General features: G+C 46.6%; 12 protein-coding genes. All 12 read left to right on the top strand.

The genetic code is table 11. From position 1 onward, the window contains the following. Positions 1 to 131 precede the first annotated feature (131 nt). The 12 genes from FO447_RS10535 to FO447_RS10480 all read left to right on the top strand — a co-directional run bounded on the left by FO447_RS10535 (position 132) and on the right by FO447_RS10480 (position 25,686). Positions 132 to 1,157: a LacI family DNA-binding transcriptional regulator gene (locus FO447_RS10535; RefSeq protein WP_200756252.1), complete on the top strand. Its 1,026-nt coding sequence runs from the start codon at positions 132 to 134 to the stop codon at positions 1,155 to 1,157. Positions 1,158 to 1,177: 20 nt separating this feature from the next. Next, positions 1,178 to 2,512, top strand: coding sequence for an MFS transporter (locus tag FO447_RS10530; protein WP_200756251.1), 1,335 nt, complete (start codon positions 1,178 to 1,180; stop codon positions 2,510 to 2,512). A gap of 178 nt (positions 2,513 to 2,690) precedes the next feature. After that, a complete protein-coding gene (locus FO447_RS10525) occupies positions 2,691 to 5,366 on the top strand; it encodes a 4-alpha-glucanotransferase (RefSeq protein WP_200756250.1) in 2,676 nt (891 codons plus the stop codon). A gap of 178 nt (positions 5,367 to 5,544) precedes the next feature. Further along, on the top strand, positions 5,545 to 7,680 hold the full coding sequence (locus tag FO447_RS10520; RefSeq protein ID WP_200756249.1) for a glycoside hydrolase family 97 protein: 2,136 nt from the start codon (positions 5,545 to 5,547) through the stop codon (positions 7,678 to 7,680). Positions 7,681 to 7,811: 131 nt separating this feature from the next. After that, entirely contained in the window at positions 7,812 to 9,782 is a 1,971-nt protein-coding gene (gene pulA / locus FO447_RS10515) for a type I pullulanase (RefSeq protein ID WP_200756248.1), read from the top strand. 26 nt (positions 9,783 to 9,808) lie between these two features. Further along, the gene (locus FO447_RS10510) at positions 9,809 to 11,734 is read left to right on the top strand and encodes a glycoside hydrolase family 13 protein (RefSeq protein ID WP_200756247.1); all 1,926 of its coding nucleotides are present in this window, start codon (positions 9,809 to 9,811) and stop codon (positions 11,732 to 11,734) included. A 138-nt stretch (positions 11,735 to 11,872) separates the two neighbouring features. Next, positions 11,873 to 12,070 (top strand): DUF6722 family protein, encoded by a 198-nt coding sequence (locus tag FO447_RS10505; RefSeq protein WP_118066256.1) that lies wholly within the window; start codon positions 11,873 to 11,875, stop codon positions 12,068 to 12,070. A gap of 219 nt (positions 12,071 to 12,289) precedes the next feature. Beyond that, positions 12,290 to 15,280: a two-component regulator propeller domain-containing protein gene (locus tag FO447_RS10500; RefSeq protein WP_200756246.1), complete on the top strand. Its 2,991-nt coding sequence runs from the start codon at positions 12,290 to 12,292 to the stop codon at positions 15,278 to 15,280. A 306-nt stretch (positions 15,281 to 15,586) separates the two neighbouring features. Next, positions 15,587 to 17,479, top strand: a complete 1,893-nt coding sequence (locus FO447_RS10495; protein WP_147329730.1) for a hypothetical protein — start codon at positions 15,587 to 15,589, stop codon at positions 17,477 to 17,479. Between the two features lie 20 nt (positions 17,480 to 17,499). Continuing rightward, complete coding sequence (locus FO447_RS10490; RefSeq protein WP_200756245.1) at positions 17,500 to 20,589, top strand: SusC/RagA family TonB-linked outer membrane protein; 3,090 nt, start codon at positions 17,500 to 17,502, stop codon at positions 20,587 to 20,589. 27 nt (positions 20,590 to 20,616) lie between these two features. Further along, positions 20,617 to 22,413: a RagB/SusD family nutrient uptake outer membrane protein gene (locus tag FO447_RS10485; RefSeq protein ID WP_117695559.1), complete on the top strand. Its 1,797-nt coding sequence runs from the start codon at positions 20,617 to 20,619 to the stop codon at positions 22,411 to 22,413. A 21-nt stretch (positions 22,414 to 22,434) separates the two neighbouring features. Continuing rightward, positions 22,435 to 25,686 carry a SusC/RagA family TonB-linked outer membrane protein gene (locus FO447_RS10480; RefSeq protein WP_200756244.1) on the top strand — a complete coding sequence of 1,084 codons (3,252 nt, stop codon included), beginning with the start codon at positions 22,435 to 22,437 and terminating at the stop codon, positions 25,684 to 25,686. Positions 25,687 to 25,694 lie beyond the last annotated feature (8 nt).

Here is a 25,694-nt window from a genome sequence, read left to right as displayed (position 1 = left end):
GTTGTACTATTTTTATGTTAATTCCGTTATTTATTTTGTGCAAACGTTTGCACAGAAATTACTTGATTTAAGTCAAGAACTTTGAACTGATATTAAGGATATTTCGTAATTTTGCAGCACAACTAATAGCAATGGGCGATAAAGAAACAATAACAATGAAAGATATAGCTCGCGATCTGGGCGTAAGTGTTGCCACGGTGAGCCGAGCATTGAAGGACAGTTCTCGTATCAGTACTGCCCAAAAGGAGCGTATTCAGAAATACGCGCGTGAAAATAACTTCTTCCCTAACTTCCTGGGTGAAGCTTTAAGACATAATAAGGTGAAGCCGATGAAGGTGATTGGAGTTATTGTACCTCAGGTGGTGCACTATTACTTCATGTCGGTGCTTTCGGGTATAGAGGAAGAGGCTAGAGCCAGAGGTTACCGTGTGATGGTGGCGCAGAGTAACGAGCGTTACGATAAGGAGGTGGCCATCTGTGAAGACTTCTATCAGAACAAGGTTTGTGGCATCATCGTTTCACAGGCGAAGGATACCAAGCAGTATGATCATTTCGAAAAACTGCTGCAGAATGGGGTGCCGCTCATCTTCTATGATAGAATATGTACGGGCGTGAACTGCTCGCGAGTGGTGGTAGATGACTATATGGGTGCCTTTACTGCCGTTACCCACATGATTGATACGGGCTGCAAGAAGATTGCCTTCTACGGCTCGCCGATGAATCTGGAAATCTCCAAGAACCGATATAACGGTTATCATGATGCGCTGGTAAAGCATGGTTTGACGGAGAACCCTGACTGGGTGAAGATCTGCGATGACCGTGCCAGTGCCGAAGCAATAACGCCGGATATTCTGATAGGGGAAGATCGTCCGGATGCGTTCTTCGCCATCAATGATGATACGGCAATCGGCATTCTCTATACCGCCAAGCGGATGGGGCTCAAGGTGCCTGAAGAAATCAGTATCTGCGGATTCACCAATGGTGACCGTGCCAAGGCGTGCGACCCGATGCTTACTACGGTTGAGCAGCGAGGTGTTGCCGTAGGCGAGGAAGCTGCCAATATCCTGATTGGTCAGGTGGAAGGCTCCATTCCTAGAGATGAGGTGGAGAAACGAGTGGTGAGAACACGACTCGTGGTGAGAGGAACAACAAGATAAAAATATAAAAGCATAACAATATGAAACAAAAACCTGATTTAAGTTTCTGGAAGCTCTGGAACTTGAGCTTCGGATTTTTCGGAGTACAGATTGCCTACGCCCTACAGAGCGCCAACATCTCCCGAATCTTTGCAACGTTGGGTGCTGACCCACACAACTTGAGTTATTTCTGGATTCTCCCTCCTCTGATGGGAATCCTGGTTCAGCCTATCGTGGGCACGTTGAGCGATAAGACGTGGTGCCGCTTCGGTCGCCGCATCCCTTATCTCTTTGTGGGTGCTACGATTGCCGTCCTGGTGATGTGCCTGCTGCCGAATGCCGGTTCGCTCGGACTGACCGTGAGCGGTGCGATGCTCTTCGGACTGATAGCGCTGATGTTCCTCGATACGAGCATCAACATGGCGATGCAGCCGTTCAAGATGCTGGTAGGCGATATGGTAAATGAAAAACAGAAGGCAAAGGCTTACTCTATCCAGAGTTTCCTCTGCAATGCCGGTTCTGTAGCCGGATATATCTTCCCATTCCTCTTTACCTTCCTCGGTATCAAGAATTATGCTGAGAAGGGTGTGGTTCCTGATTCTGTCATCTGGTCGTTCTATATCGGTGCGGCTATCCTGATTCTCTGTGTTATCTACACCACGATGAAGGTGAAGGAGTGGAATCCACAGCAGTATGCGGACTATAATGAAGCGAAGAGTGAAGAGGGAGGAGTGAAGAATTCTAATGCTGAGGCTTCTGAAGACAAGGCTGGTTGGATTACTTTGCTGCGCAAGGCGCCATCTACCTTCTGGAAGGTGGGACTGGTTCAGTTCTTCTGCTGGGCTGGTTTCCTTTATCTCTGGAATTATTCTACGGGAGCCATCGCTGAAACCGTATGGAATACTACCGACCCTGCTTCTGAAGCATTCCAGGAGGCAGGCAACTGGGTGGGCATTCTCTTTGCAGTTCAGGCTGTAGGTAGTGTTATCTGGGCTGTCGTTCTCCCTCAGTTTAAGAATACGAAGGTGGCATACGCTGTCAGCTTGATTATTGGTGGCGTGGGCTTTGCTCTCATTCCATTCCTGCATGACCAGTACTTGCAGTTTATCCCATTCCTGATGATTGGTGCCGGTTGGGCTGCCATGCTGGCGATGCCTTTCACCTTTGTTACCAATGCTTTGCAGGGATATGGTCACATGGGTGCTTATCTCGGTCTGTTTAACGGAACCATCTGTATTCCTCAAATTGTGGCTGCCATCTGCGGTGGAACTGTCCTGAGTCTGGTGGGTTCTCATCAGAGCGATATGATGATTGTGGCAGGTATTCTGCTGATTGCGGGTGCGCTGTCTGTAAGCATCATCAAGGATAAGAAATAGGTGTAAGTAGCAGAGTAAACGATTAATTGATTGTTTCTGCGGAGTGGAAAATGTGCAAACGTTTGCAAGGTTTGTGTGAGAAAAAAATGCAAATTTCTGATACGTTTTTCATACGTTTTTCTTACCTTTGTAGCAGCAAATATAAATTATAACATTTTCAAGAGCCTTTAAGAGTCTTATGACAGTACAGTTTAATATTAAGTATAAAGTAATGTTCGGCGAACAAATCGTCGTAAACATTCAGACGGAGGAAGGTGAACTGAAACTTCCTCTCGAGACAACAGATGGTGAAAGATGGGCATGCGACTGGTGTGTAGAATCACCAGAGAAATCGTATACCTATTATTATAGTGTAGAACGTGAAGGAAGAGCAGTCAAGACCGAATGGCTTATGATTAAGCATCAGCTCGATGTAAATGCCAGGAAGGCTGCGGTTTATACCCTTTACGATCATTGGAAGGCTATGCCTGAGGATGCTTTCCTCTACAGCAGCGCCTTTACCGATTGTATCAATCATCAGGCTCCACAGGAGATGAAGCCGGAAACGGGCAGCAAGATTGTGCGTCTGATAGTCCGTGCTCCTCAGCTTCGTGATGGTGAGCGTCTGGGTGTATTGGGTGCAGATAAAGCATTGGGCGCTTGGGATGTGCAGAAGATTCTTCCGATGACTCAGCATACCTATAATGAATGGGTGGCTGATATTGATGCGGCTCATCTTGAGGGCAGTCATCTGGAGTTTAAGTTCGTGGCTTTCAGAAATGCAAAGAACGAGCTTCTCTGGGAAACCAGCATGAACAGAACCGTGGATTTGCCGGAGATGAAGGCAGGTGAGTTGGTATCTTATGAACTCGACCAGGCTTTCTTCGCTCTGTATAACCGCAAACTTGCCGGAACGCTGGTGCCTGTGTTCTCATTGCGTACCAGAAAGAGTGCCGGTATCGGTGACTTCGGTGATCTGAAGACCATGATAGATTTTGTGGCTTCTACCGGTCAGAAGGTGCTCCAGCTCCTTCCTATCAATGATACCACCATCACTCATACATGGACCGACAGTTATCCATATAGCTGCATCAGCGTCTTCGCCATTCATCCGCAGTATGCCAACCTTCATGCTCTTCCTGAGTTGAAGGATGCAAAGGCTCGTGCTGAGGCTGAGAAGACACGTGCTGAGTTGAACGCACTGGATAAGATAGACTACGAAAAGGTAAATGATTTCAAGATAAATTACTTGCGCCAAATCTTCAATCAGGAAGGTGGAAAGATGATGAAGACAGCCGAATATAAGGCTTTCTTTCAGGATACTGAACTGTGGTTGGTTCCTTACGCACAGTATTCATACCTGCGTGATAAGAATGGTACGGCTGATTTCAACCAGTGGCCAGATCATCAGGTATGGGATGAGGCTGAGCGCAAGGCACTTACCGACCCTAAGACTGCAGCTTACAAGAACGTGGCGTTCTTCTATTTCGTACAGTTCGTACTGGACCGCCAGATGCAGGAGGCTCACGAGCATGCCAAGGCTAAGGGCGTTATTTTGAAGGGTGATATTCCAATCGGCGTAAACCGCAATGGTTGCGATGTATGGATGGAACCAAAATACTTCAACCTCAATGGTCAGGCGGGTGCTCCACCTGATGACTTCTCTGCCAATGGTCAGAACTGGGGATTCCCTACCTATAACTGGTTTGAGATGCTGAAGGATGGCTGCCAGTGGTGGAACCGCCGTTTCCAGAACATGGCAAGATATTTTGATGCTTACCGCATCGACCACGTATTGGGCTTCTTCCGTATCTGGGAGATTCCGGTAAGCAGCGTGCATGGTCTGCTCGGACAGTTTGCACCTGCGCTCGCCATGAGCCGTGAAGAGATAGAAAGCTATGGTTTGCACTTCCAGGATGACCGTTTTACCCGTCCGTTCATTACCGATTGGGTATTGGACCGTGTGTTCCATGAGCGTGCCGGCGAGGTAAAGGAAAAGTATCTCGACCGTCTGGATGACGAGCGTTATCAGATGAAGCCTGAGGTAGATACCCAGCGCAAGGTAGAGGCTCTTTTTGCTGATGCAACAGATGAGAAGGAACTTTGGCTGCGTGATGGCTTGTATGCCCTGATCAGCGATGTACTCTTCGTACGTGATCATACCAACCCTGGCGTCTTCCATCCACGTATCTCAGCCCAGCTTGACTTTATCTACGAGTCGCTCTATGATAATGACAAGGCTGCGTTCAACCGCCTTTACAACGACTATTTCTATCGCCGCAACAACCAGTTCTGGTATCAGGAGGCGATGAAGAAGTTGCCTAAGCTGGTTCAGGCTACCCGCATGCTGGTTTGTGCAGAAGACCTCGGTATGGTGCCTGATTGTGTGCCATGGGTGATGGATGAACTGAAGATTTTGAGTCTGGAACTCCAGAGCATGCCCAAGGATCCATCGGTTAAGTTCGGATATCTGAGCCGTAACCCATACCGCTCGGTATGTACTATTTCGAGCCACGATATGCCTACTCTGCGCATGTGGTGGGATGAGAATATCCAGCGTACCCAGGAGTATTACAATACGATGCTCTACCGTCAGGGACCAGCACCTCATCCACTCCCAGGCTGGTTGGCTAGTGACATCATCAGCCGCCATCTCACCTCTCCATCCATGCTCTGCATATTGAGCATCCAGGACTGGCTGGCTACCGATGAGGCTCTCCGTCTGCCGTCTGCCGATGCCGAGCGTATCAATATCCCGGCTAACCCTAAGCATTACTGGCGTTACCGCATGCACCTCAACATAGAGGATCTGGCTGCTGACAAGCGTTTCGTGCAGAATATCACAGAGATGATTTCGCAGTCTGGAAGAGTCTAACTAACATGATTATATATACAGTGCAAACGTTTGCACACTCATTTGCAGAAAAATACCCTCCCAAATGTGGAGGGTATTTTTGTTTTTTGTATCTTTGCACTATCTTAAGAATAAACAGATAATTATTGAGATAAACTAACGAAGATTCAAAAACAAGAATAAACAACGACTGAACAGTATGAAAAAACTGAATGTATTAGTGATGGGCCTCTTGCTTCCTATGTTGGCAGCAGCCCAGACCGTTAAATCACCTAACGGCAACGTCTCGGTAACTTTCTCTTTGACCGAAAAGGGACAGCCTACCTATGAGATGAGCTATAAGGGAAAGACTGTATGCAAGCCATCCCACTTAGGATTGGAACTGGCTAAGGATAAACATGCCTCTAAGGGTATGGAGGAAACCAGCCTTATGGATGGTTTTACTGAAACTGGTAGCAAGACATCGACTTTCGACGAAACCTGGAAGCCGGTATGGGGCGAAACCGCTACCATCCGCAACCATTATAACGAGATGGAGGTAAACCTGAACCAGGCTTCTTCTAAGCGCAACATCACCATCCGTTTCCGTGTATATGATTATGGTATGGGCTTGCGCTATGAGTTCCCACAACAGGAAAGTCTGAACTATTTTGTCATCCAGGAGGAGCATACCCAGTTTGCCATGGCAGGCGATCATACTGCTTACTGGATTCCTGGTGATTATGATACACAGGAGTATGATTACAACATTACTCCGTTGACAGGTATCCGTCCAATTATTGCGAAAAACCGTGAAGCTTACAAGAGCAATTCATCTACTACCGTCTTCTCTGATACCGGCGTTCAGACCTCTCTCCAGATGAAGACCCAGGATGGACTCTATATCAACATCCACGAGGCAGCCTGCCTGGATTATCCTACCATGCACCTCAATCTGGATGAGAAAACATTGACCTTCGAGTCTTGGCTTACTCCTGATGCTGTAGGCAGAAAGGGATTTATCCAGACTCCATTCAATACCCCTTGGCGTACCGTGATGGTAAGTGATGATGCACGTGATATGCTTTCATGCAAGTTGACATTGAACCTTAACGAGCCTTGCAAGATTAAGGATACATCCTGGATTCATCCTACCAAGTACTGCGGTGTATGGTGGAATATGATTGTAGGCACCAAGACCTGGAGCTATACCAACGACCTGCCATCTGTTCGCCTCGGTGTAACTGATTACAGCAAGTGCAAGCCTAACGGTACTCATGGTGCAACCAACGAGGAAGTAAAGCGCTACATCGACTTTGCAGCCAAGAACGGTTTGCAGGAAGTATTGGTAGAAGGCTGGAACGAAGGTTGGGAAGACTGGTTCGGTCATCAGAAGCTCGATGTCTTCGACTTCGTGACTCCATATCCTGACTTCGATATCAAGATGCTCAACGAATATGCTCACTCTAAGGGTGTGAAACTGATGATGCACCACGAGACATCTTCTGCAGCTCTCAACTACGAGCGCCACCTGGAAGATGCCTTCAACCTGATGAACAAATATGGTTATGATGCCGTGAAGACCGGTTATGTAGGTGATATCATCCCAAGAGGTGAGTATCACTACAGCCAGTTGATGAACAATCACTACCAGCGTGTCATCGAGACCGCTGCCAAGCATCATATCATGGTGAATGCCCACGAGGCAACCCGTCCTACAGGTATCTGCCGCACCTGGCCTAACCTGGTTGGTAACGAGAGTGCACGTGGTACAGAATATGAGGCATTTGGCGGTAACAAGTCTTATCATACTGTGATGTTGCCATTCACCCGTCTGCAGGGTGGTCCGATGGATTACACTCCTGGTATCTTCGAGACCAAGCTTTCTGAGTGGAGCAACAATAAGAGTTATGTTCATACCACTCTCTGTGGTCAGCTTTCTCTCTATCTCGTAATGTACAGTCCGCTGCAGATGGCTGCCGATCTTCCTGAGCATTATGAGAAGTACGACGATGCCTTCCAGTTTATCCGCGACGTAGCTTGCGACTGGGATGACTCCAAGTATCTGGAGGCAGAGCCAGCCAAGTATATCACCGTAGCCCGCAAGGCTAAGGGTACCGATAACTGGTTTGTAGGCGGTAAGACTGATGCAGCCCGCACAGCCGTAGTAAAACTCGACTTCCTGGATAAGGGCAAGAAGTATGCTTGCGCTATCTATCAGGACGGCAAGAATGCTGACTACGAGAAGAACCCTAAATCTTACCAGATCATTCACAAGACTGTGAAGAAGGGTGATGTATTGAAGATTAAAGAAGCACGTGGTGGTGGTTTCGCCATCTCTTTGCTCGCTAAATAAGCCTATAATTTCCGTATTTCCGTCCAACTGTCCGGTTGGTCGGAAATACGCTAAAAATGAGCGTAGATAATCTGTCACAGTTTTCTTCGCTCAGTTCGCTTTAATGTCCTGTATAACAATAACTTAACAATATGAATATCCAAAAACTAATAATTGCAGCATTGACAGCAACCGTTTTACCAACTTCATTGAATGCCCAACAGACATTCAATGAGATGATGTATTCCAAGGAGAAAACCATGTTTATCCTGAATGCTCCAACAGCCCAAAAGTCTTCTGTAACCCTCCGACTTTATAAGCAAGGTCAGGGAGGAAAGGCTTATAAAACGCTGAAAATGAAGAAGTTGGGTGATGAACGCTGGGAGGCTACCGTAAAGGGCGACCTCAAGGGAAAGTTCTATACCTTTGATATTGGCAAGGGTGAAACACCAGGTACATTTGCCAAAGCAGTAGGTGTGAACGGAAACCGTGGCGCCATCGTAGATTTGTATGATACTGATCCATCTGGATGGGATAAGGACGTGCGTCCTGCCCTGAAATCGCCAGCCGATCTCGTTGTCTACGAGCTTCACGTGCGTGATTTCTCCATTTCTCCTACATCCGGCTTGAAATATAAGGGTAAATATCTCGCCCTCACCGAGCCTAAGGCCATCGAATATCTCAAGAATCTGGGCATCAACGCCATCCACTTCCAGCCTGTATTCGATTTCGCTTCTATAGATGAGACCCGACTCGACAAACCACAGTTCAACTGGGGTTATGATCCGAAGAACTATAATGTGCCGGAAGGCAGTTACGCTACCGACCCTTATTCTCCAGCAACCCGCATCAAGGAGTTCAAGGAGATGGTGATGGCGCTGCATAAGGCAGGCATCCGAGTGATTTTCGATGCCGTATATAACCATACTTTCGATATCAACGGCAGCAATTTCCAGCGTACCTATCCTGATTATTATTATCGTAAGACCAAGGATGGTAAGTATTCTGACGGTTCTGGCTGTGGCAACGAGACTGCTTCAGAGAAGCCTCTCATGCGCCAGTTTATGCTGGAGAGCGTGAAATACTGGATAGACGAATATCATATCGATGGTTTCCGTTTCGACCTGATGGGCGTTCATGACATCGAAACCATGCAGGCTATCCGTGAGATGGTAAACCGCATCGATCCTAGCATCTATATTTATGGTGAGGGATGGAGTGCAGGCAGCTGTGCTTATCCTACCGAAAAACTGGCGGTGAAGGCGAATACCCAGCAGCTCAAGGGCATTGGTGCTTTCAGCGATGATATGCGCGATGCGCTCCGTGGTCCTTTCTCTGATGACCATCAGGGTGCGCTTTTGGCTGGTCTTACAGGTCAGGAGGAGAGCCTGAAGTTCGGTATTGTGGGTGGCATTGCTCATCCGCAGGTGGATATGACAAAGGTGAACTATGACAAGAAGCCTTGGACCAACAATCCTACCGAGCAGATCAGTTATGTAAGCTGCCACGACGATATGTGTCTGGTAGACCGTCTGAAGGCAAGCATCGCATCTCTTACCGACAAGAATATCCCTGAAGCAATGCGTACAGCCGAGTTGCTCCGCATCGATAAGCTTGCGCAGACCTGCGTCTTCACTTCCCAGGGTGTTCCTTTCATCCTTGCCGGCGAGGAGATGCTTCGCGACAAGAAGGGAGTACACAATAGTTATAATTCTCCTGACAGCATCAACCAGTTTACCTGGACCAATCTGCAGAAGTATCCGCAGGCGTTTGCTTATTACAAAAGTCTGATCCAGCTCCGCAAGAATCATCCAGCCTTCCGTCTTTCAACAGGCGATAAGGTACGTCAGCATCTGGAGTTCCTGCCTTGTCAGGATGCCAATGGCAACAAGCAGACTTGCCTCGTAGGTTTCCAGCTTAAGAACCTGGAGGGCATTGATGCCTGGAAGAACATCATCGTGATCTATAACTTCAATAAGGAGGCAAAGAAGATGCAGATTCCTGAGGGTAGCTATACTGTGGCTTGCTGCAACGGCGTGATTAACGAGGAAGGCTTAGGCTTTGTTTCGGGAAAGGAAGCTGAGATTGCCCCTCAGTCAGCCTTGATTCTTTATCAGAAATAGTTTATATATTTATAATAAGGTGTAATATGAAAAAGATAATAGCTTCATTAGTGCTTATGGGTAGCGCAATAAGTATGAACGCGGCAGTTAACGTAAGCCGCATTGAACCTACCGACTGGTATGTGGGCATGAAAGATGCTTCGCTCCAGCTGATGGTGTATGGCAAGGATATCAAGAATGCCGATGTAACGGTAAACTATCCGGGTGTGAAGGTAGACAGCATCGCCCGCCTTGATTCTCCTAATTATCTCCTGGTTTATCTTAACCTCAATGGGGCAAAGGCTGGTGAGATGACCCTCAACTTCAAGCAGGGCAAACAGTCGAAGAAGGTGAAGTATGTGTTGAAGAACCGTGAGATGGCGGGCGACAAGCGCATCGGTTTCTCTAACGAGGATGTGCTCTATATGCTGATGCCAGACCGTTTTGCCAACGGCAATCTGAAGAATGATGCCTTTAAGACGATGCGTGATAAGACCTGCAACCGTGCAGAGCCTAGTCTGCGACATGGTGGCGACCTGGAGGGAATCCGCCAGCACTTGGATTATTTTAACCAGTTGGGTGTAACCGCTCTGTGGTTTACCCCGGTTTTGGAGAACGACAGTCCAAGTAACGGCAAGAACAGCAGCTATCATGGCTATGCTACCACCAATTATTATCGTGTAGACCCACGTTTCGGAACCAATGCCGATTATAAGCAGCTGATAGATGAGGCTCACAAGAAAGGTTTGAAGATTGTGATGGATATGATTTTTAACCATTGCGGCTTCGAACATCCTTGGGTTGCCGATATGCCTTCAAAGGACTGGTTTAATAAACCAGAATGGCTGGCTCCTGAAAATCAGACTGCCGAGCATCAGAAGAACATCGGTACGGTGGATGGCGCTGCTAAGGTGAACGATAAGTATCTGCAGACCAGTTATAAACTGACTCCGGTACTTGACCCATACGCCAGCAAGGTTGATCTCACAGAAACCGTAGATGGCTGGTTTGTTCCAACTATGCCTGACCTCAACCAGCGTAACCCACACGTTATCAAGTATCTGATTCAGAACAGTGAGTGGTGGATAGAGAGCGCAGGTATCGACGGCATCCGTATGGATACCTATCCTTATGCCGACCGCGATGCGATGGCACACTGGATGAAGGTGCTGGGCGAGGAGTATCCTCACTTCAATACCGTAGGCGAGACTTGGGTAACCGAACCTGCCTATACTGCAGCCTGGCAGAAGGACAGCAAACTTTCAGAGAAGAACAGCTATCTGCCAACCGTTATGGATTTCGCCTTCTTCGACCGCATCAATAGTGCAAAGAAAGAGGAGACCGATGACTGGTGGAATGGTATGAACCGTCTCTACAACGTGTTCTGCTACGACTATCTCTATCCTAATCCAAAGAGCGTAATGGCATTCATCGAGAATCATGATACCGACCGCTTCCTGGGTGAAGGCAAGGATACCCTGGCTTTGAAGCAGGCGCTGTCATTGCTTCTTACCATCAATCGCACTCCTCAGCTCTATTATGGTACAGAGGTGCTGATGAACGGTACCAAGAGCGTGACCGATGGCAATGTACGCAAGGACTTCCCTGGCGGTTGGGCTGGTGATAAGCACAATGCCTTTACAGCAGAGGGTAGAACACAGGCAGAAAACCAGATGTTCAACTGGCTCAGCCGATTATTGCATTGGCGCCAGGGCAACGAGGTTATCACCAAGGGCAAGCAGACCCAGTTCTGTCCACAGAAGGGTGTGTATGTCATTGCCCGCCAGTATAAGGGTAAGAATGTGATGACGGTTATCAACGGCAAGAACGAGGCAAACGAGCTGAATGTTTCCCGTTATGCAGAGATTATCGGTTCTCATGATAAGGCTACGGATGTTACAAATGGTCGCACCGTTCTTATCAACAAGAACGTGAAGCTCCGTCCTCGCCAGAGCATGATTCTTGAGTTCTAAAACGCAAGTATATTCCTATATGAACGTTCCTAGAGTTGTAAATTTACACTTCTAGGAACGTTTTTTTCTTGATAAAAATTCTTTCGTTTCATTTTTTCTTCGTACTTTTGCAAGCAGAAGTTTAAAAACTTAATAAAAATGGATGAAGAAATAGGCAAATGGCTATTAGATATATCCAAGTATATAATTACTGCTTATATCTTATCGCAAATGTTTGGTAAAGATAATGATTCCTGGTGGTCATTTATTGGTGCAGTCTTATTGGCTGTTCTATTGTTTGCATTGGGATATTATTTAATTAAAAAAGGAAAAGATAAAAATAAGAAAGGGAAGTAAAATGAGTAATGGATTATTAGCAATGTATATTTTCCTTGCTGTGTTCGCAACAGGATTAGTTATTTATTCTAAAATGTCTGATAGAAAAAGACAGGAGAAATAAGTATGGATACAGGATTGTTTATTATGTATGGCTTTTTGGTGCTTTTGGCAGCAGGAATATTTATTTATGCCAAAATTGATGATCGCAAAGAACAGAAAAGAGCAAAAGAATAGTTAATGATTAGATACATTCTTTCTATAATAAGCATTCTCTTCATAACCTTGAGCAGTTGGGCGCAAGGTGGGCTGCCTAGTCGCTATAATGTAAGCTATCTCAATATGGCTGCAGGTATGCCGAATAATTTTGCTGATGATATCTTTCAGGATTCCTACGGCTTCGTATGGATCAGTACGCATGGTGGTGGACTGGTGCGCTACGATGGTTTCAACTTTATGAACTTCGGTTTGGGGTCTGTAGGAATCAGTCTGCGAAGCAACAGTTGCCGTAATGTCTGCGAAGATCCGTTCAAGCGCCTTTGGATAGCTTTCGAGGAAGGTCCGCAGGTACTCGACCTCAATACCATGCAACCTGTTGTTCCACTTTGTGAGAACAGCCGGGTAGAGGCACAACTCAACAAAGTATTCAAGAACCTTTGCACCCGAATATATTGTGATGCAAAGGGCAATATATGGATGCTGTCTGTCAATCAGCTTACCCGTTTCGGCTTTAACGAAAAGGGCGAGGTGAGCAGCGTCTTGTCCACATCCTATCCTTATAATGCTCCCGACCTCGGAATCTGTGATGTCTATCGCAGAGGAACGGTTGTATTATGCAACAATGGAGTAGTGAGCGAGTTTTCTGTGAAGAACAATCAGCTTGTAGCAAAGAATATCTCATCCCTGTTCCCTCCGCTCGAAGGTCGGTATGGGGGGGCGCTTATTTATTATCATGGCAAGATATGGATGGGTACGAATCGCGGATTGTTTAATAGTGGTAAGCAGGAATTCCATTGTTCTGCTACCGACCATTCGCTCCAGCACGAAGTAGTGACGAGCCTTGCCGTTTCTCCAGATGACAAACTTCTGGTAGGAACGCTCTGTGGCGTAGATATCTTCAATGATAAGACCGGAGAGATAGAACATTGGAACACTGCTACGGCTGTGAATCCGCTGAGCAGCAACTTTATCAACAGTCTTTTCTCTAAGAACGGACAGATATGGGTAGGTTCCGAGACAGGTGGTGTTATCAAGTTGGCTCCACGTCAGCTGAATTTGGAATTCTACCGTCACGACCCCGCCACCCCGGGCAGTATCTCTCCTAATGCGGTCAATGCCATGTATGCGGCAGCCGACGGAACCCTGTGGGTAGGAACAGTAGAGGGAGGTCTCAATGCCTTGACTCCAGGCAGCATGAACTTTGTTCATTATACGGTGGCAAATTCCGGTTTGCCGCATAATACCGTCTCGGTTCTTGCAGCCGATAACCGCAATCAGCTCTGGATTGGTACCTGGGGAAGGGGCTTTGCTGTGATGAATCTCAGTCAGCCGGACAAGATTATTCCTCTGGTGATAGATGCTAAGCATCAGCATTTACTTAACTTTGCCGGTGCTTTGGCTTACGATCCTATCAATGATGGTATGTGGCTCGGAACCAATGACGGTCTCTTCTTCTATGATATGAAGCGCCGCCAACTCATTGAACCTTTCAAGGGATGCCTGAATGTGCGCGGCTGCATCGGTTCTCTGATAACCCGAAAGGGCAAACTCCTGATGGGGTGCGTGCAGGGAATGGTAGAGGTCGATCTCAAGTCGCGTGCTCATGGCAAGGGCGATTTCGCTGTGACGTATCATCAGTATAAACTCGACAATCCGAAGAGTGGAGTCTTCGATAAGATATTGTCTTTCTGCCAGGCTAAGGATGGAAAGATATGGATGGGCAGTAACGGCTACGGTCTGTATTGCTATACCAGCGATAAACACGGAAAGACTCAAGTGAAGTCGTATACCACCAATAACGGACTTGCCAACAATATCGTGAAGGGTATTGTAGAGGATAACCAGGGTATGCTGTGGATAGCTACCGATAACGGACTCTCTATCTTCAATCCGAAGACCGAGGCATTCTGCAGTTTCTCCCGTGAAGACGGTCTGATCAGTTCGCAGTTCTATTTCAATGGAGCCATCCGCAATGCCAAGGGCGAGATATTCCTGGGCACCGATGCGGGTATGATGGCTGTAAAGGGCATAAACCGTTCTGTGCACCAGACGGGTAAGTTGTGCTTTACCGAACTTTTGGTAGATAACCAGCCTGTCTTTGCCGGCAGCGATTATCTGGAAGAAGACATTTCTGTCGCCAGAAAGTTACGTATCCATGAGAGTGATAAGTCGTTTACCCTCTTTTTCTCAGCGCTCAATTATGGCAGCGAGACACAGGGCGTGTACCTTTATCGCATGAAGGGATACGAGAATGAGTGGGTTCAGCTCAAGGCTGGTCAGCATAGTGTGCGTTATTCCACTCTGCCGGCTGGAGACTATAAGTTTGAGGTGAAATATATCCCATCTATCAATTCCGACAAGGAGCAGGTGATCTCTGTAGAAGTTCAGATTACTCCTTATTTCTGGAAGAGCTGGTGGTTTGTTACCCTTATTATAATAGGTATCATTGCCTTGCTCCAATATGCTTATGTGCGCCGTCTCAACAAGATGCGCGAAGAGGAAGTTGAGGCTTTGTACCGTCCTATCGAGGCAGCGATGAAGGAAAGTGATGAACCAGAAAAGCTGCAGAGTCGCATCCAGATGATTCTGCAGAACCAGAAGCGTTATCAGGACAGTCAGATAAAGAGCATTGAGGCTGACAGGAAGATGGTAGAGGAGAATACGCGTCCATTCATGGAAGAAGTGATGGATGTGATGGAGAAGAATTACGATAATTCTGAGTTCGGAGTTCAGGAACTGGCAGATGCCTTGGGTATATCACGCAGTGTACTGAGCAAGAATCTCTCCAAGGAGACAGGTTTGCCAACAGCCCAGTTTATCCGCAACTACCGTCTCGACATCTCGCGCAAGATGATGGCTGATAAAACTTCCAACCGAAATATCACGGAGATAGCCTACCGTGTAGGCTTCAACGATCCGAAGTATTTCACCCGTTGCTTCACCAAGCAGTTTGGCATCTCGCCGACTGCATATAAGGATCAGTTGGATTCTCAGGGTTCAGATATGGGATAGTTCTCCTTGGATTCTTCGGAGAAATAATGTTCCTGGATGTGATAATTTGTTAAGCAAATAAAATAAAACCGAGGGGTTACTTGATATAAGTCAAGTAACCCCTTGTTTTGTGTGTGTGGGTACACAACTGGTGGATAAGCACGTAATATCCTTAAAAATCCACTGTTTATGTGTTTTGTCCACCTATAAAACCCAATTGTCCACCCTATATAATCCGATTAATTGTACTTTTGCCACTGAAAAAGGATTTAAGAATTTTAAATAACCTATTTGAATAGTAAACAAACAACCTAAAGGCGTTAAGTTATGAAGTTAAGAAAAACTTTACTTTCGTTTGCTTGTGCTATCATGGTGGCATTAAGTTTCACTGCTTGTGGTGATGACTGGGGCCGACAGGACGATCCTGCTGGCGGACAGATTTACCCATCTAAGGCAACAGTGGCAACTTATGACTTTGAGTATTCAGAAGAGAAACCTGAGTATTCAGACATGATAAGTCACGATGAGTCATGTGAGGTGACCAATGATGAGACCCTCGCAAGTAATGTATTGCACATCAATGGTAAGGGTGGTGCCAAGATTGCCAATCCTTTCAATGGTGTGAAGTTGCAAAATGGCGCTGCCATCACTTTCGCTGTAAAGATTGATGCAGCCGTAGCTGAGGACGGAACAGTCGCAGATGTTGACTTGACCCGACCTCTTGTCTCATTTGGTTCAGATGAGAAGGATGCTGCTGGTAATGATATCAGTGCTCACTTCTATATCACTGCCAATGGTCAGGTGGTTTACAACAAGCCTACCCAGTTGCAGAGTTTGAACCTGAATGAGAATGATCCTGCTTCTGTGAAGACAGGTATTCTCTCTCCTAATGAGTGGCATTTCGTAGCCCTTCAGCTTTCTACTGAAGGTTACCAGCTCTACGTAGATGGTAAGAAGAGCCTTTCCGGTTATCAGACATCATCAAGTGCTACTTCTTTCAAGTACAAGACTTTGGTTGATTCCATCAACTCTTTACCTTATATATATATAGGTGGAGACAGCAAGTTGACAGCCGAAGAGACCAACACCGTATCTATCGACAATGTTACCCTGATCCGTAACATGATGGAAGAGAAAGACTGGAACAAGACCATTGGAGGTAATGGAGGTAGCGGTTTCATTTGGAAAGAACAAGAATCTATCGGTAATGAAGATTTTAGTTCCGGATTCTTTGATCCTAAAACTCCAAATATTCAAATGAAAGGTAATGGTACTGTTCATTACCGTTTTACTTGCAATAATAATGCTGCAAAAAATTATGAAACATGGGTTCTTGCCATAACAAATGGTGTAGCTTTTGGCGATAATGGATATATTGAATATGAGATATGTCGTGGTGATGCTTGGAGTTGGGGTTCACTCCTCGATGGCGATGCTCAAGGCGTTTCTGCAAGTTATAATTGGGATTCATGGATTGCTGATATGAAGGGAGCAACAGTAGACCTTTATGTTACTCGTACTGGTAAAATGTTCCATGTTGAACAATATGTGACAACTGCAAGTGGTTCTAAACTACCAGTTTGTACATTTGATACTCAAAAGGAAGCTCCTACAGAAGAATGGGGTACTTTTGTAACTCTAGAAAAGTCATTCTTGACATTTGAAAAGGCCGAGACTTATACATCTGTTAATTATAAAGATGGTGCATATACAATCGGTTCTGATGATAATTCTTCAGCATTCTTTGATAAGAAATCTGAAATGTATGACCTTTCTGCAGAGCGTTCACGTTTGACAATTCAATTTGTCAATACAACTGCAGGTGGAGAGAATTGGGAAAATTATGTAGTTGCATTCACAAACACTCCTTTTGGTGAGGCTGGATATTTAGAGTATGCAGTTTGTAGAGCAGATGCTTGGACATGGGGAGCTAATATACCAACGAATGGAGATAATGTAACAGCTACCTACAATTGGGATACTTGGAAGACAGATATTAATGGTGCTACTGTTACTCTTGATTTCAAACGTGTTGGTGATAGAGTTGATATGACAGCTGATGTTGTGACAGCTCAGGGAGAGTCTTTGCCTCAGATGTCTTTCTTTGTTGATGGACTTGAGGGTAAACCGCTTTATGTCTTCTTGACAAATGAAAAGTCTTATCAAGTTATCAAGCAGGTTAGAACATATCCATGGTTCAATACTAACTTTGCAGAATAATAACCAAAATAGAATAAACAATGAACAATAACATATTGCATAAGTTATTCTTGACCCTGACACTGGTGCTCCTTACTTTAGGAGCATCAGCACAGGTTACCGTATCAGGTAATGTGTCAGATGAATCGGGTGAGCCTATCATCGGTGCTACTGTTATGGAAGCATTGACAACCAATGGTGTTGTTACTGATTTCGACGGTAACTTCAAGATTCAGGTGAAGAACGAGAACGCTACTTTGAAAATCTCTTATATCGGTATGGTTGCTCAGAACATCCGTGTAGGCAATCAGCGTAATATCAAGGTGGTTCTCAAGGACGAAAGTCAGAAAATCAATGAGGTCGTAGTCGTTGGTTACGGTCATCAGAAGAAAGAGAGTGTCGTAGGTGCTATCTCTCAGGTTAGTTCAGACGACCTCTTGAATACTCCTACAGCCAACGTTACGCAGGCTATTGCCGGTAAGATTCCTGGTGTCGTAACAACTCAGGTTTCTGGTGCTCCTGGTGCCGATGACGCTACCATCAACATCCGTGGTCGTGCAACCTTCGCTGGCGACGGTGCTCCATTGGTCATGGTAGATGGTGTAGAGCGTGCTTTCTCTCAGGTGGCTCCTGATGATATCGAGAGCATCTCTGTATTGAAGGATGCTTCTGCTACAGCCGTTTATGGTGTGCGTGGTGCGAATGGTGTCATCCTTGTTACTACCAAGCGTGGTAAGGATATGAAGCCAGAGGTTAGCTTGACAAGCAATTTCATGTGGGGTACCCCAACCCGTAAGCCTCACTATCTGAACTCTTATGACTCTGTTACTCTCCTCGAGGAGGCTTTGAAGAATGATGGTCTTCCATCACAGTATTCAGCTTCTGATATCGAGATGTACCGCAAGAGCTGCGCCGGCGAGTTGACTGGTGCTGATGCGCTTCTCTATCCTAATGTAGACTGGTATGATGAGGTGCTCAACAACTGGGCTCCTTCTCAGCGCTACAATGTAAGTGTACGTGGTGGTACGAAACGTATGCGCTACTATGTCTCTGGTGAAATCTACAACCAGGGTTCTCTGATCAAGAACCTCAGCCAGGATACCTACGGTAACTCTTCAAGCCCAGGCTACAACCGTTACGCTTTCCGTGCCAACATGGACTTCTTCCTCTCTAAGGATTTGACATTCAGCGTAAACTTCGGTACTCGTTTCGAGAACCGTCATGGTTCAAACACTAACGAGAGTTCTACCAACTATGATATCTTCGCACGTATCAACCATACTCCAGGTTGGATCTTCCCTGTATCTTATGAGGTACAGAATGGTGAGACAACCAAGACTCTCTATGGTGGTACAGCCGTATATCAGGACAACGTAGTGGCTGCCCTTGCCAAGGGTGGATACTATCGCGGAACCAATACCATCAATGAGACCAACTTCATTGCTGATTACAAGATGGACTGGTTGACTCCTGGTCTTTCTGCCCGCGGTATGGTTTCGTTCGACTACGACTCATATTACAAGAAGACATTCGGAGCTGCTTTTGCAACTTACGAATTGAACGACCGTAACAACTTTACAAGTGCAGATGCTTATACCAAATATAATGTAGATGGCGACCTGGCTTACTCTAAGGGCTCTTCTACTACTTACAAGCTCTATATGGAGGGTCAGATCAACTACGCCCGCAAGTTTGGTAAGCACGATGTTACAGGTATGGTACTTTACAACCAGAATGACTACCGTTACAACTCAGACCTGGCTAAGCGCTATCAGGGTCTCGTAGGTCGTGTAACTTACGGTTATGATGACAAGTATTTGGCTGAGGTTAACGTTGGTTACAACGGATCAGAGAACTTCCTCAAGGGCAAACGCTTCGGTTTCTTCCCAGCATTCTCACTCGGTTGGCGTGTAACTCAGGAAGAGTTTATGAAGCCAACAGAAAACTGGTTGAACAACCTGAAGATCCGTGCATCTTACGGTGAGGTTGGTAACGACGTATATACCGTAGGTGGTGTGGCTCAGCGCTTCCTCTATGAGGAGAAGTGGAACCAGATTTCCAACGATTACTACTTCGGTAATACTGGTAAAACCGGTATTTTCGAGAGCCAGTATCCTAACTATGGTGTAACATGGGAGCGTGCCAAGAAGTTCAACGTAGGTCTTGAGTTCGGCTTGTTCAACGGTATGCTGACTGGTAACTTCGACTACTTCGTTGAGAACCGTAACGATATCCTGACCGAGTACTTGAGCCGTCCACAGTGGGTAGGTGTAACCATGGCAGCCGGAAACCTCGGTAAGACCCAGAACAAGGGTTACGAGTTGGAACTCCATCACTTCAATCACATCGGCAAGGACTTCACCTATAATATCGGTGCAACCTTCTCTCATGCAGCCAACAAGATCAAGAATATGGATGAGCCTGCTTACAAGACCGCTTATCGCAAGCGCGAAGGTCACCCAATCAACCAGTACTTCGGTCTGGTATGCGAGGGCTTCGTAACACAGGCCGACTTGGATAATCCTAACTTCCCTGTATCAACCTACGGAAACGTAAAGGTTGGTGACCTGAAGTACAAGGATATGAATAACGATGGCTTCATCGATGACCGTGATGAGACATTCATCGGCTACAGCGATATTCCAGAGAACACATACGCTCTGACACTCGGCGCCAACTATAAGGGCATCGGTTTCGAAGTAATGTTCCAGGGTGTAGATCATGTATCCCGTTACTACGACAGCGATGCGATGTTCGCCTTCCAAAACAACGGTAAGGTAAAGGATATCCACCTGAACCGCTGGAACCCTGCAAAGAGCGAGGCAGAGAACCTGGCTACTGCTACCTATCCATTGCTCCATTACGGAAGCAACGGTGACCACAACCAGCGCCAGAACTCATTCTTCCTGAAGAACGGTTCATTCGTCCGTCTGAAGAACATCGAGTTGAGCTATACATTCCCTAAGGAGTTGATTAAGCATGTCGGTATGAGCAATGTCCGCTTCTACATCAATGCCAACAACCTCTTTACATGGGATCATCTCGACGACTTGGTTGACCCGGAGAGTAACGGTTCAAACCGTTATCTACTCTTGAAGACCGTCAACGTAGGTTTCAATGTCGTATTCTAATTCAAGAACATTCAAAAAGAATCGAAAATGAAGAAATATAGTATATTTGCTTTGGCGCTCGTTATGGGAGCAATGACGCTCACCTCTTGCGAAGACGCCTTTGGCAATTTCCTCGACAAGCAGCCAAGCAATGAGTTGACAAAAGCTGAGGTGTTGGGTAACTTCACTCTGTTGGAAGAGAACCACAATGATACTTACAACTTCCTGCTTCACGGTGCCAACCGCGTGAACAACTCATGGATGGATGCTGCTACCGATCTGGCTGAGTCAAGTATTGGTACATCAGGTACACGTACCACATTCAATATCGGTAACTATTATGGTGGTGGCGGTGCAGCAGAGCTGACTTCTCCTTGGGAGAGCCGCTATCGTGGTATCCGCAAGTGCAATATCACCATCAACACATTGGAGCAGGACACTGAGAACAAGCTTCGCCCTGCAGATGTTGACGTAGAACTTTACAATTCACGTAAGGCAAACTATATTGCAGAGGCCCGTTTCCTCCGTGCCTATTTCTACTGGGAACTGTTTCTCCGCTATGGTCCGGTGCCATTGGTTACAACCGAGCTCGACCCTAACGGTGACCTGATGACAGGTTATACAGAGCGCCCTGACCTCAAGACCTTCATGGATTATCTCTTCAAGGAGGTGAAGGAATGCGAGAGCAGTTTGAAGACTTACGCAGAGACCAGCGATGCTACCTATGCAGGTGAGGTAAACCAGCCTACAGCACGTGCCCTCTATGTTCGCATGATGCTCTACATGGCAAGTCCACGCTACTCAGCACAGAGCGGTGTTACCTGGCAGCAGGCTGCAGACGCAGCTGCGGGCTTCATCGCTGACTATGGTGAGAACTATAAGTTGGAAGATCGTACCAATGGTGGTGTAGCAGCCTACAACAATGCCTGGTTGCTCAACACTTATACCGACAAGAACCCTGAGGTTATCTTCTTCCGCAACGATGTAGCTATCGGTTGGAGCGGTATTTCTACCGATACTCCTGTAGGTGAAGGTGGACAGGGTGGTCTTTGCCCAAGCCAGAACCTCGTAGATATGTATGATATGGAAGATGGTTCAGCTCCTTTCAAGCAGTATGATGCAACAGGTGCTCCGGTTTATGTAAACGGCAAGCCTGTCATCAACGAAGAGAGCGGTTATACAGAGCAGAAGATGTGGAAGAACCGTGATCCACGCCTCGCAGCTACCATTCTTTACAATGGTTGTGAGTGGGGTCAGGCTACCAGCACCAAGACCAATGTCATTGATGTTGTTTATGGTCATCGCGATAATCCTATCGGTAACCAGAATGCTACTCCAACAGGTTACTATGTACGCAAGTATATTCCTGAGACCATCCTGAGCAGTAACCACAGCGGTACAGCCAAGCGCCTCTGGAAGATCTTTACCTATAGTGAACTGCTTCTGAACTATGCTGAGGCATTGAACGAGGCTGATTATGCAGGCAACAAGACACAGGTTTGCAACCTGCTCGACCAGATTCGTCATCGTGGCGGTATCATCGGTAATGTAGCCGACCGTGCAGACTTGAATTCCCAGACAGCTATGCGCAATTTCATCCACAAGGAGCGTACCATCGAACTTGCTTTCGAGGAGCACCGCTGGTGGGATGTACGTCGCTGGAACGTAGCAGGCGATGCGCTCGGCCGTGATATCTACGGTGTAAACGTGGCAGCAGATGGCACCATTACCCGTAAGGTAGCCCAGAAGCGCAAGTGGCAAGACAAGTTCTACCTCTATCCAATCCCAGAGGCTGAGGTTTGGAAGATTGGTCAGGACTTCCAGAACGATGGTTGGAAAGAATAACTCTTTTAATGATAGAATCGTATGAATAATATTCAGAATATATATAATAAGGTATCTTCATCAAGCAAAGTCTTGATGCTGAGTGCACTTCTCTGTGCTTCAAGCTCAGTCTTGGCACAGGAGCAGGTGCTCAAAGGCCGAATCGTCAACAGCCAGGGTGAACCAATCCCTGGAGCTGTTGTCAACGTGGCAGAGGAAAGCCGCATTGCCCTGACCGACAAGGATGGTTACTTTACATTGAAGAAGGTAACTCCTAGCGATGAAATCTGCGTTAGTAGCGTAGGTTACAAGAATGCTCAGGAGAAGGTGACCACTTTTGACGGCACATACGTCATCAAGATGGAAGATGATGCAGACGAGTATGAGCATCTCGCTCCTGTTCCTTTCGGCGAGCAGAAAAAGAAAATCTTGACAGATTCCCGTTCGGTTGTTTCAGGCGAGGAATTGCAGAAGCATCCTGTTACTATTCTTCAGAATGCCTTCACCTCAACACTGAATGGTGTGCAGACCTACGAGTGGTCTTCTGAGCCAGGATGGTCGGAGAGTTTCCTCTTTATCCGTGGTATCCGTACCACCAACCAGAGTGCCCGTTCTCCACTGATCATCGTGGATAACGTAGAGCGTGACCTCTCCTTCCTCGATGCTTATCCTATCGAGAGCATCACCGTATTGAAGGATGCTGCCGCTTCTTCTATCTATGGTATGCGTGGTGCCAATGGTGTGATTATGGTTACTACCAAGCGCGGTAATGCCGGTAAGACTAAGATTGATTTCACTCAGGAAGTCGGTTTCCAGACCCTCGCCAACAAGATGGAGGTTCAGAACTCTTACAACATGGCGATGACCCGTAACCAGGTACGCTATCTGAGCGGTATGGATCCGATGTACACCCAGGAGCAGCTCGACAACTACAAGTATGTATGCAATGGTGGAAAGTTTGCTGACGATGATATCCGCAAGTATCAGTACTTCAATACATCTTGGGCAGACCAGTTGTATCGTGAAGCTGCACCGCAGTATCGCACCAACCTGCAGATTAGTGGCGGTAACCAGCGTGCCCGCTACTATGTAAGCTTCTCTTACCTGCGCCAGGAGGGTATGTGGAATACCGAGGGTACTGAAATGAATGATGGTTACAGCACTCAGCACGTACTGAACCGCTGGAATCTCCGTTCTAACATCGATATCGATGTATCCAAGTATCTGAATGTATCTCTCGACTTGGGTGGACGTATAGATAACATCTCTCAGCCTACTGAGGGCGTGTTCAACCTCGTTACCTTCGGTGTAATTGAGGCAAACCCTATGGCTCCTACCCATAACCCTGACGGAAGTATCTATTCTTCATCTACAGCCAACAACCCGGTACGTTACCTGGGTGGTTCCGGTTTGGAGAAGAATCGCCGCCGTAACTTGTATTCTACCTTGAATGCCAAGTACGATTTGAGTCCTGTATTGAAGGGCTTAGGCTTGTTCGGTACAGTCAGCTTCGATGCATACGAGACTTTCGAGTCAACACAGACTGCTCAGATGGATTCATGGAACTACGACTACGATAACCTGGCGGTTACCGATGTCAGCCAGTTCAAGTATACCAAATATACAACCAAGGCAGCTTTGAGCAACCCATCAGCTAATCAGCGTGGTTACTACTACAACCTGAATCTGTTTGGTGGTGTAAGTTATAAGAACAGTTTCGGTAAGCACAATGTAGATGCCCGTGCCTTTGCCCGTTACTACCGTAATGAGGAAGCAGGTTCAGATTACTCTACCCAGCAGAGTGCATCTTCAAACCGCTATCTGGCATACAACTTCCAGGGAACATACGACTATGCCAACAAGTATATTGCCTCAGTCAACCTCTCTCGTATGGGATGTGATAACTTCTCACCAGACGACCGTTGGGGAACCTTCTGGGGGGCATCAGCAGGATGGGTACTCTCTGAGGAATCCTGGATGAAGAAACTTGGCTTTGTCAATCTTCTCAAGCTCCGTGCTTCTTATGGTGAGGCTGGTCAGTCTTCTACTGGTGCAGGCCGTTACCCATATCAGAGTATCTATGGCTCAGCTACCGGTTATGGTTTCGGTTATAACGGAACTCTTGTGAATGGCTATGCTGAGAGCAAGACCGGTAATGCCAACAGTAAGTGGGAAATCTCCAAGATGGTAAACCTCGGTGTTGACTGGAACCTCTGGAACAGCAAACTCTATGGTAGCTTCGATATCTTCAAGGAGTGGCGTTCTAACATCCTGGTATCCCGTTCAACCGTGCCAGAAACCATACTTGGTGTGCCTGTAGCACAGGATTCATATGGTAAGGTTGAAAGCCGCGGTTACGAACTCGTTCTCGGACATCGTGGCAATATCGGCAAGGACTTCAAGTACTTCATCGAGGGGCAGCTTACCTTCAATACCAACAAGATTACCGATATCGATGAAACTGCACCAGATGTAGAGTGGCAGCGCAAGGCAGGTCATAGAATCTATGACAATACTTCGGTAGCCGAACTCTATGAGCAGGCTCAGACAGGTACCAACCGTGTGGGTGGATGGAACATCTATAAGTTCGACCAGTGGGCTTCAGATCCAAACCTGATTGCAACCTCTCAGCAGGATGCTATCGACCATCCGGAAAAGTATCCATACAACAGCTTCTCTAATGGAGCACAGCAGTTGGGTACAGCGGTGTTCAAGGATATCAATGGTGACCGCGTGATTGACTCAAAGGATATGGTGCCAGATTCATACACCATCATTCCTGAGATGATTCCTACCTTCAACTTCGGTTTCGAGTACAAGGGCTTCGATGCCCGCATGATTGTGAATGCTTATCTCCGTCGCTCTGTATTCCTTTCACCAGCTATCAGCTACAGTGGTTGGAGTAACATGGGTACCCATGAGGTAACAAAGGCTTGGGGTTACTATACTGATGACCCTTCTGATCCTCGCAACGTGAATGCTACTTATCCACGTCCTGTTTATAATGGATTCGATGCAGTTGATTCAGACCGTGCTACAGGTTCTTACCAGAACAATATTTGGGTACGCAATGGTAACTTCTGGTCTATCCGTAATATTGAGGTAGGATACTCTTTGCCTGCTAAGTTGATTTCTAAGTTGTGGATGACTAAGTGCCGCGTTTACTTCAGCGCTTACAATATTGCTACCTTTAGCAGTCTGCCAGATGATGTAGACCCAGAGAAGCCATTGAGCTACTGCTGGTGGTATCCAAAGACAAAGTCATTTACATTTGGTATTAACATTGGTTTCTAATCAATTTT

The organism is Segatella copri (assembly GCF_015074785.1).
Lineage (GTDB): Bacteria > Bacteroidota > Bacteroidia > Bacteroidales > Bacteroidaceae > Prevotella.
This window is presented reverse-complemented; position numbering and strand designations above follow the sequence as displayed.